This is a genomic window from Mesorhizobium sp. M7A.F.Ca.CA.001.10.2.1 (assembly GCF_003998575.1).
Taxonomy (GTDB): Bacteria; Pseudomonadota; Alphaproteobacteria; order Rhizobiales; family Rhizobiaceae; genus Mesorhizobium.
Genome location: NZ_RZQY01000214.1, coordinates 1 through 8,806, shown reverse-complemented (window position 1 = coordinate 8,806; position 8,806 = coordinate 1). Strand labels below are relative to the sequence as shown.

General features: G+C 63.0%; 10 protein-coding genes. 8 read left to right on the top strand and 2 right to left on the bottom strand.

Annotated elements, in window-relative coordinates:
- Nucleotides 1–107 precede the first annotated feature (107 nt).
- Together EN964_RS15705 and EN964_RS15700 are read right to left on the bottom strand one after the other, a co-directional pair.
- Nucleotides 108–890: a FadR/GntR family transcriptional regulator gene (locus tag EN964_RS15705; RefSeq protein WP_127266787.1), complete on the bottom strand. Its 783-nt coding sequence runs from the start codon at nucleotides 888–890 to the stop codon at nucleotides 108–110.
- A 198-nt stretch (nucleotides 891–1,088) separates the two neighbouring features.
- A complete protein-coding gene (locus EN964_RS15700; protein ID WP_127266788.1) occupies nucleotides 1,089–2,078 on the bottom strand; it encodes a sugar-binding protein in 990 nt (329 codons plus the stop codon).
- Between the two features lie 464 nt (nucleotides 2,079–2,542).
- On the opposite strand from EN964_RS15700, the gene EN964_RS15695 reads away from it, so the two are divergent.
- The 8 genes from EN964_RS15695 to EN964_RS15660 all read left to right on the top strand — a co-directional run.
- The gene (locus EN964_RS15695) at nucleotides 2,543–3,283 is read left to right on the top strand and encodes an ATP-binding cassette domain-containing protein (protein ID WP_013530854.1); all 741 of its coding nucleotides are present in this window, start codon (nucleotides 2,543–2,545) and stop codon (nucleotides 3,281–3,283) included.
- A gap of 39 nt (nucleotides 3,284–3,322) precedes the next feature.
- On the top strand, nucleotides 3,323–4,321 hold the full coding sequence (locus tag EN964_RS15690) for an ABC transporter permease (RefSeq protein ID WP_127266789.1): 999 nt from the start codon (nucleotides 3,323–3,325) through the stop codon (nucleotides 4,319–4,321).
- An 87-nt stretch (nucleotides 4,322–4,408) separates the two neighbouring features.
- A complete protein-coding gene (locus EN964_RS15685; RefSeq protein WP_127266790.1) occupies nucleotides 4,409–5,176 on the top strand; it encodes an SDR family oxidoreductase in 768 nt (255 codons plus the stop codon).
- A 175-nt stretch (nucleotides 5,177–5,351) separates the two neighbouring features.
- On the top strand, nucleotides 5,352–6,179 hold the full coding sequence (locus tag EN964_RS15680) for an AraC family transcriptional regulator (protein WP_127266791.1): 828 nt from the start codon (nucleotides 5,352–5,354) through the stop codon (nucleotides 6,177–6,179).
- A gap of 130 nt (nucleotides 6,180–6,309) precedes the next feature.
- The gene (locus EN964_RS15675; RefSeq protein WP_127266792.1) at nucleotides 6,310–6,753 is read left to right on the top strand and encodes an SRPBCC family protein; all 444 of its coding nucleotides are present in this window, start codon (nucleotides 6,310–6,312) and stop codon (nucleotides 6,751–6,753) included.
- A gap of 13 nt (nucleotides 6,754–6,766) precedes the next feature.
- The gene (locus tag EN964_RS15670) at nucleotides 6,767–7,561 is read left to right on the top strand and encodes a xanthine dehydrogenase family protein subunit M (RefSeq protein ID WP_127266793.1); all 795 of its coding nucleotides are present in this window, start codon (nucleotides 6,767–6,769) and stop codon (nucleotides 7,559–7,561) included.
- A gap of 58 nt (nucleotides 7,562–7,619) precedes the next feature.
- Nucleotides 7,620–8,102 carry a (2Fe-2S)-binding protein gene (locus tag EN964_RS15665; RefSeq protein WP_127266794.1) on the top strand — a complete coding sequence of 161 codons (483 nt, stop codon included), beginning with the start codon at nucleotides 7,620–7,622 and terminating at the stop codon, nucleotides 8,100–8,102.
- Nucleotides 8,103–8,115: 13 nt separating this feature from the next.
- Nucleotides 8,116–8,806, top strand: a 691-nt coding sequence (locus tag EN964_RS15660) for a xanthine dehydrogenase family protein molybdopterin-binding subunit (protein ID WP_164775831.1), incomplete at its 3' end; no start/stop codon positions are given.

Genomic DNA, 8,806 nt, shown 5'->3' with positions numbered 1-8,806 from the left:
TGCCGATGCTGGCTACGCATATCGCTGGGGTGAACGGTGTCGACCTGATGCCGATGAAGGATGGGAAGAAGCAGACCATTTGACCGATTACCCAAGGCTGGCGCCGATCACCGCCTCCACCGCCCTATCCCATCGTCGGTATCTGCAAGCAGCTTGTGCACGGCGTTGCGCGCGGCGGCTGGGCGCTGCAGGCGGATGTTCCTTTCGATCGCCTCATGCAGCTTCTGCGCCTGGCGCTGATCGGCGACCTGCTGCGTCGTGAATGCGAAGAGATGGTCGAGCGCCGACTCGATCAGCACGCCGAGCGGCACCAGAAGGTCGTTGCCGGAAGCGCGCAGGATGGCCAGATGAAAGCGCGTGTCGGCGCGGATACGCTCCTGCAGGCTCAAGGCCTCGCCCATTTCGCGGCAGGCCTGGCTGATTTCCGCCATTTGCTCGTCGCTGCGCCGCATGGCGGCAAAGGCCGACGCTTCCGGCTCGATGATATGACGAAACTCCTGCACGGTTCGCAGGAACGCCTCGCGGTCGGGCGCCGTCGCGTACCAGGCCAGAACGTCGCGGTCGAGCAGGTTCCAGCGCTCCCTCGGCTCGACCCAGCTGCCGATCTTGGGGCGTGAGGCCAACAGGCTTTTCGCCATCAGCATCTTGATGGCTTCGCGCACCGCCGAACGGCTGACATTGAATATCTCGGCCCATCTGGACTCGTTGGGCAGGATGGTACCGGGCGGATAGTCGCCACGCACGATCCGCAGGCCAATCTCGCCGGCCAGCGAAACATGGACGCTCGCTCCCGCAAAATGCGCGGCACCGGCCTTGCGCATGACAGCCGGGCTGCGGCTGGCTTGTGGCTTGGCCGGGTCGGTTCGCTTGCTTGATTTCTCGTCCGGCATCCACGTTCCAATGCGTCGACCGTCTGTCGTCCGGACTGGTCCGAACCGCACGGGCGCCGATCTCGTTGCCGAAAAACCCAGATCACGGACGCGGCAAAGCCGGAGCCGGTTGCCCCAACCATTGCGTCCGTTCGGGAATTATCGCTTCCGTTCAGGAATGACGGGGCGCCCGCAACCGGGCGCCCCGTCATCGAGAACCTACTTCTGGATGCAGGTGTCGACCGTATCCTTGGTGCATTCGTCGAGGCCGGTGAACACCGGATCGGCGACGGGCTTGCCTTCGATCAGGTCGATCATCACCGACGGTGCCTTGTAGCCCATTTCGAATGGACGCTGACCGACAAGAGCAGTCACAAGGCCGTCACGCGCGATCGCCACTTCGTCGCCAATCGTGTCGGCGGCGCCGATGACGAAGTCGTTGCTGGCGATCCGGTCCTTGAGCGGTCCGAACAGATCGCGATAGGGCTGCGGCGCGCCGAACAGCGGCCAGCCGCCCATGATGCCGAAAGCGTCCAGCTTGGGGTTGGCGGCGAGGATGTCGGTCATCGCCTGCACGCCCTTGGCGCCATCGTCATTGGTGAACACCGGGCAGCCGGGAACTTCGGTCCAGCCACCTTCACCGGCAAGTGCCGCAAGGCCTTCCTTGCCCGACAGTGCGTCACGCATGCCTTGCGCACGGCGCAGGATGTTGTCGGCTGCCGGGTTGCCTTCGATGGTGCAGATCGTGCCGCCATTCGGCTTGCCCTTCTTGATGTACTCGCCGATCTTCTTGCCCATCAGGTAATTGTCGGTACCGAGATAGGTCTTGCGAAGACCTGCGTCTTCCTTGCTGAGATCGGCATCGACCGTCATGATCGGGATCGTCGGATTGGCGCTCTTGATCGTCTGCGCGATCAGCGGCGCGTTGGACGGCGAGATCGCCATCGCCACCGTGTCGGCCTTGCTCAGCATGTCCTGGACGATCTGCGCCTCGCCGGCCTCGTCCGAAGTCGACGCCGGACCGGTGTAGAAGCATTCATACTCCGAGCTGGCGTTTTCCTTGTTCCATTTCTCGCAGCCCTGGTGGATGGCCTCGAAGAACGGATTGTCGAGACCTTTCACGACAATGACGAGCTGTTTCTTGGCCAAAGCCGGCCCGGCACCCAACGCCATTGCGGCGACGGCGGCGAGCAAAAGTGTCTTCCTCATGTCAGTCCTCCCTTGAAACAAACGGACACGGCGTGCCCGCCATACAGATCGACCGGATGCGTGATGACCGAGGGTCGTTTCGAGCGCTCGTGTCGCCAGGACAGATCGATAAGCATTTCCAGATTCGGCTTCAGATCAGCTCACACACAGGTGTCGCCGGATGCTGGGCCGTCAAACCTCCGCCGATTCCGGCCGGCGAACCGCCAGCGGGGATCGGCATAATCTCCTCCGACGCTTAGCTAATATCGGCTTGGCGCCAACGTCAATGCTATTTGTCCTACAAAACGGATTTTTAAAATAGTCCTGGCCCAATTCGTCCGACAATTGATTGACGTGCGCCGGCTTTTGCGTAAAAGAACGCTAACGCCGTCTTCGGGAGGAGCCGGGGAGAGCGAGGCCTAAGCAGCGTCGGCATCCACGCCGGGAACAGCGGCAGGTCGCAAATCACGGGGAGGCAAAGGCTGGTGGCGGTTCTCGAACTCACCAACATCTCTAGGCATTTCGGCGCCATCCAGGCTGTCAACGACGTTTCGCTGTCGATCGAGCCCGGACAGGTGGTCGGCCTCATGGGTGACAACGGCGCCGGCAAGTCGACGCTGGTCAAGATGATCGCCGGCAATTTCCGCCCGAGCCATGGCACCATGCACATGGACGGCAAGGAATTGATCCTGCACAAGCCGGCGGAAGCCCGCCAGCACGGCATCGAGATCGTCCACCAGGACCTTGCGCTCTGCAACAATCTGACTGCCGCCGCCAACGTCTATCTCGGCCGCGAGCTGCGGCGCGGCGTCGGGCCGTTCCGCATCCTCGACTATGCCTCGATGTACAAGCGTGCCGGCCAGCTCTTTGCCGAATTGAAGTCCGAAACCCGTCCGCGCGACCTCGTCAAGCAGATGTCGGGTGGCCAGCGCCAGGCGGTGGCGATCGCCCGCACCATGCTGTCGCAGGCCAAGATCGTGCTGATGGACGAACCGACGGCGGCGATCTCGGTGCGCCAGGTCGCCGAAGTGCTGAACCTGATCCGCCATTTGCGCGATCAGGGCATCGCCGTCGTGCTGATCAGCCACCGAATGCCTGACGTCTTCACCGTCGCCGACCGCGTCATCGTCATGCGGCGCGGCCGCAAGGTCGCCGACAAGACGATTGCGTCGAGCTCGCCCGAGGAAGTCACCGGGCTGATCACCGGCGCCATCGAACAGGTTTGATTTCAGCGAATTTCACCACGCAGCAGATGAAGGTCGACGATGGCACTGACAATTGACCAGCCGATCGAACACAAGCAGCAATCCTTGGCCGCGAGAGTGTTTGCCAGCCAGACCTTCTGGGTGGTGATCGCGGTCATCCTTGCCTGCGTGTTCCTATCGTTTGCCACCGACGCCTTCGCCACCTCGAAGAACCTCTACAACATCACCCGCAACATCACCTTCGTCGCCATTATCGCGCTCGGCATGACTTTCGTCATCATCACCGGCGGCATCGACCTGTCGGTTGGCTCGGTACTATGCCTGTCGTCAATGGTGCTGGCCGTCACCATGCATGCCGGCTACTCGATCGAGGTCGGCATCCTGGCCTCCATTGCCACCGCGCTCGCCATTGGCGCCTTCAACGGCGTGCTGATCGCCTATCTCGGCTTTCCACCCTTTGTGGTGACGCTCGGCATGCTGTCGATCGCCCGCAGCCTCGCCATGGTCGCCTCCAACAACACCGTCGTCTTCCAGTTCGGGCCGGACCACGCCAAGCTTCTGTCATTGGGCGGCGGCGCCTGGGTGTTCGGCATCGCCAATCCGGTGCTTTACATGATCCTTCTGGCGCTGATCACCGGCTTTATCCTGCGCTGGACGAAGTTCGGCCGCCACATCTTTGCCATTGGCGGCAACGAGCACGCGGCAACGCTGACCGGCGTTCCGGTGCGCCAGATCAAGGTTGCCGTCTACATGATCTCGGCGCTGTCGGCCGGCATTGCCGGCATCATCCAGACCGGCTGGCTGGGCGCCGTCACCACCAATCTCGGCACCGGCATGGAGCTGCAGGTAATCGCCGCAACCGTCATCGGCGGCGCCAATCTGGCTGGCGGCGTCGGCACCGCCTTTGGCGCCATCGTCGGTGCGGCCCTGATCGAGGTGATCCGCAACAGTCTCGGCCTGCTCGGCATCAATGCCTTCTGGCAAGGCGTGTTCATCGGCGGCGCCATCCTGCTGGCGGTGCTGTTCGACCGCATCCGCAATTTCCGCCGCAGTGACTAGAACCATGATCCCGAAAAGTGGAAACCGGTTTTCTCGGACAAACGGAACCGTTTGTCCGGAGATCATGGTCAAACAAAAGACGGTTTGATGGCCAACTCCCTGTTCAGCCTCGAGGGGCGGCTGGCGCTGGTGACTGGCTCCGGCCAGGGCATCGGCTTCGCGCTGGCTCGGGGCATGGCTGAACATGGGGCAAGCGTGGTGCTGAACGGCCGCGACGCCGCCAGGATCGGCGGTGCCGTCGAAAAGCTGCGCAATGCCGGCTTCAAGGCGCACACCTCGACCTTCGACGTCACCGATTTTCAGGCGGTCAACGAGGACATTGCCCGCATCGAGGCCGAGATCGGCGCCATCGACATCCTCATCAACAATGCCGGCGTGCAGTTCCGCGCCCCGCTCGAGGACTTTCCCGAGGAGCAATGGGAGCGCCTGTTCAAGACCAATGTGTCGGGCGCCTTCCATGTCGGCAAGGCGGTCGCCCGCCACATGATCCCGCGCGGCAAGGGCAAGATCATCAACATCGGCTCGGTGCAGAGCGAACTGGCAAGGCCGAACATCGCACCATACACCGCGACCAAGGGCGCGATCCGCAACCTCACAAGGGGTATGTGCGCCGACTGGGCCAAACACGGCCTGCAGATCAATGCGATCGCGCCCGGCTATTTCCGCACCGAGATGAACCAGGCGCTGGTCGACAATCCGGAATTTTCCGCCTGGCTGGAAAAGCGCACGCCCGCCGGACGCTGGGGCGCTGTCGACGAGCTGATCGGCGCCGCCGTGTTCCTTGCGTCCGACGCATCGTCTTTCGTCAACGGCCATACACTGTATGTCGATGGCGGCATGACGGCTTCGGTTTGAGGGGCGTTCTTCCCTTGTGGGAGGAGAGGAAACCTATCGCTCAGTCTGAAAATCCGGCCGCATCGGCCGTCATTCGCCCTCGCCGCCCCCGCGCGTCTTGACGCGGCCCCGAACTCAGCCGCACAATCCCTGTTGCAGACGAAGGGAGGCCAGTCGTCTGCGGGAGGATATACCCATGACGGAAGCGATCAGGCTCTACTGGGGCCGGTTCGGACATGTATCTATCCTGAATGTCGCAAGCGACTTCGTCACCCATGCCCATGTCGAGGCCCATCTGATCATCTGGCTGGAAGGTACGGCCGGCGAAATGACCATCGGCCGCGAGACCGTCCGGCTTGGACCTGGAACGGCCGCCGGCATCAACTCCTTCCAGCCGCACAGCCATGTTCTGTCGCAAAACGGGACGCCCGGTCTGTTTCTAGCCTTCTACATCGATCCCGACTGGGCGCGGCGCCGCCGCGACCTGCCTTCGTCGGCACCGCTGTTTTCACAAGCCGCGATCACGCTGGAACCGTGGCTGCATCAGGCCGCCGCCAATCTGCTCGACCACCTCAGCGACAATGAGAGCGTCGACGATATCGCCAACTACGAGATCGAGCGTTTCATCGATAGCGTGCTCGACGCCGCCGACGCCTCGGCGCCGCAGGAGGCCCGTGTCCGCATCAACACCATGCAGGATTTTCGTGTCCGCAAGGCAATCCAGCTGATGAAGGCCAATGTCTGCGAGCGCATCTGCTTCGACGACGTGGCGCGCAGCGTCGGCCTGTCGCGACCGCATTTCTTCGCTTTGTTCAAGGAACAGACCAATCTGACGCCCAATGTCTACTGGAACACGCTGCGCATGGAGGAAGCGGTGCGGCAGCTGCAATGGTCGCGGGAGCCGCTGATCTCGGTCGCCTGCAATCTCGGCTTCACCACGCAGGGCAATTTCTCGCGTTTTTTCCGCGACCATGTCGGCGTGCCGCCGACGCTCTACCGCGAGGCCGCGCGGGCGATTGCCTGAGCCTGTCCTCGTTTAGTCAATGTCGACTGTTTTTCAGACTCCTTGATACACGCTCAAGACGCATTGATAAGCGCCGCTGAAATGGCCGCCCTACCCTTGCACCGGATCGCTTTTGCAAGGGAACATTTGAATGGCCAAAGTCACCATATCCAGCGTCATCGACGCGCCGGTCGAAAAGGTCTGGGCGCGCATACGCGACTTCAACGGGCTGCCGGGCTGGCATCCGCGCATGGTGGAGAGCCACATTGAAGACGGCAAGGATGCCACCATGATCGGCTGCGTGCGCAATTTCCAGCTCGCCAGCGGCGCCCGCCTGCGCGAAAAGTTGCTCGACTTCTCCGATCAGAATTTCCTGGTCAGCTACTCCATCCTCGAGACGCCGCAACCGCTGACCAATCACAAGGCGACCCTGCAGCTGCGGCGTGTGACCGATGGCGACCGCACCTACGCCGAATGGACCGCCAGCTTCGACGCCGCGCCCGAGGAGGCAGACAAGCTGGCCGAGGGCATGGGCGCGAATGTCTTTCAGGGCGGCTTCAACGCCCTGAAAAGCCATTTCGCCGGCCAGAGCTGACAGGAGCCAAACCATGGCGCTGGCACTGCAGACCTTTGCAACGGTGAAAGACGCGAACGCGGCACTGAAAGCCCAGGGCACACGCTATCTCGGCGGCGGCACGCTGGTCGTCCGCGCGGCCAATGAAGGCGATGTTTCGGTTTCCGGCCTTGTCAGGTCGACCGAGCCGTCTTTGTCCACCATCGCTGTTGCCGGCGGCAAAGTCCGCATCGGCGCTTCGGTGACGATGGCGGCGATCGCCAGTCATCCGGAGCTCGGCACGCTCGCCAAGGCCGCTCGCGCCGTCGGCGGCCCGGCCATCCGCAACATGGCGACCATCGGCGGCAATCTTTTTGCCCCGGCCCCCTATGGCGATTTCGCCGTTGCCCTGCTGGCGCTCGATGCGACGGTCGGCACCGATGACGGGCAAACGCCGATCGAGACTTTTCTGGCCAATCGGGACGGCAGCCGCGCCGTCGTCACTTCCGTGAGCTTCACGCTTCCGAAGGCCGACAGTTTCCGCTTCCTGAAAGTGTCGAGGGTCAAGCCCAAGGGCGTCTCTGTGCTCAGCATAGCCGCCGTTCTGGAACTGTCGTCGGATGGCACCGTGACCTCGGCGCGGATCGCGCTCGGCTGCATGGCGGATCGGCCAATGCGCGCCAGGGCGGCGGAAAAAGCGCTGATCGGCCGAACGCTGACCGCTGACGGCATCGCGCCGGCCTTGGCCGCGGCCGGCGATGGCATCTCGCCCATCACCGACCCGATCGCCAGCGCCTGGTATCGCGCCGAAGTCCTGCCGGTTCATCTCGGCCGGTTGCTGCTCGCTTAATATTCGTTCGGGGGCGCGCGTCTGTCCGCTGGTTGGGCAGGCGCGCTGGGAGGAAAACATGGCAAAGGTTCCGGTTCAATTCACGCTCAACGGCTCGGAAAAGGCCGAATTCATCGACAGCGGCACGACGCTGCTCCAGGCGCTGCGCGACAAGATCGGCGACACCTCGCCGAAAGGCGGCTGCCATCAAGGCACCTGCGGCGCCTGTTCGGTCATCATAGACGGCGAACTCAGGCTCTCCTGCCTGACGCTGGCCGAAACCTGCAATGGGGCGGCCATCAGCACGACTTCAGGGCTTTCGGAAAGCGGCGTGCTGCACCCGCTGCAGCGCGCCTTCCTCGACACCTTCGCCACGCAATGCGGCTTCTGCACGCCGGGCATGATCATGGCGGCCAAGGTGCTGCTCGATCATACGCCCAACCCCAGCCGCGACGAGGTGGTCGAGGCGCTATCGGGCAACATCTGCCGTTGCACCGGCTACGAACCGATCATCAAGGCGGTGCTGACTGCCGCCCGCGCCAATTCGCAGAACGCGGCCTGAGGGGTCCAAAAGAATGGAACTGCGCAAGAACTACTTCGCCGATGTCCGCAAAGATGATCTGCACGAGATCGGCCAACCTCGGCCGCGCTCCGATTCACCCGGCCATGTCACCGGCAAGACCGCCTTTTTCGCCGACCGCAATTTCCCCGGCATGCTGCACCTGAAGATGGTGCGCAGCCCGCATCACCATGCCCGCATCCGCTCGATCGACACGTCGGAAGCGGAAAAGCATCCGGGTGTGGTGAAAATTCTGACCGCCAAGGACGTGCCGCACAATGTCTACACCATCCTGATCCTGATCCAGGTCGGGCCGGAGGACGAGACCGTACTGGCCGACGGCAAGGTGCGCTGGAAGGGCGAGGCCGTAGTGGCGGTGCTGGCCGAAACCGAGCGTGCCGCGCAAGAGGCCGCAGCCAAGGTCAAGGTCGACTATGAGGTGCTGCCGGCCGTCTTCGATATGGAAGAGGCGCTGAAGCCCGGCGCACCGCTGGTCAACGAATATCACGGCCAGAATTATTATCTCTACGACAGCGGCGAGTGCCGCAAGGTGCGCTTCGGCGATGTCGAGGCGGGCTTCGCCGGCGCCGACCACATATTGGAGGAGAGCTACCAGTCCTCGCCGATCGAACATGCGCCGACCGAGACCACCGGCTGCGTGGTGGCACCCGAGGGCAATGACCGCTTCACCTGCTACACCAACACGC

Coding starts and splice junctions, on each gene's coding strand:
- EN964_RS15680 (WP_127266791.1), top strand. CDS start 5,352: ATGACGGAAGCGATCAGGCTCTACTGGGGCCGGTTCGGACATGTATCT.
- EN964_RS15665 (WP_127266794.1), top strand. CDS start 7,620: ATGGCAAAGGTTCCGGTTCAATTCACGCTCAACGGCTCGGAAAAGGCC.
- EN964_RS15675 (WP_127266792.1), top strand. CDS start 6,310: ATGGCCAAAGTCACCATATCCAGCGTCATCGACGCGCCGGTCGAAAAG.
- EN964_RS15690 (WP_127266789.1), top strand. CDS start 3,323: ATGGCACTGACAATTGACCAGCCGATCGAACACAAGCAGCAATCCTTG.
- EN964_RS15700 (WP_127266788.1), bottom strand. CDS start 2,078: ATGAGGAAGACACTTTTGCTCGCCGCCGTCGCCGCAATGGCGTTGGGT.
- EN964_RS15670 (WP_127266793.1), top strand. CDS start 6,767: ATGGCGCTGGCACTGCAGACCTTTGCAACGGTGAAAGACGCGAACGCG.
- EN964_RS15685 (WP_127266790.1), top strand. CDS start 4,409: ATGGCCAACTCCCTGTTCAGCCTCGAGGGGCGGCTGGCGCTGGTGACT.
- EN964_RS15705 (WP_127266787.1), bottom strand. CDS start 890: ATGCCGGACGAGAAATCAAGCAAGCGAACCGACCCGGCCAAGCCACAA.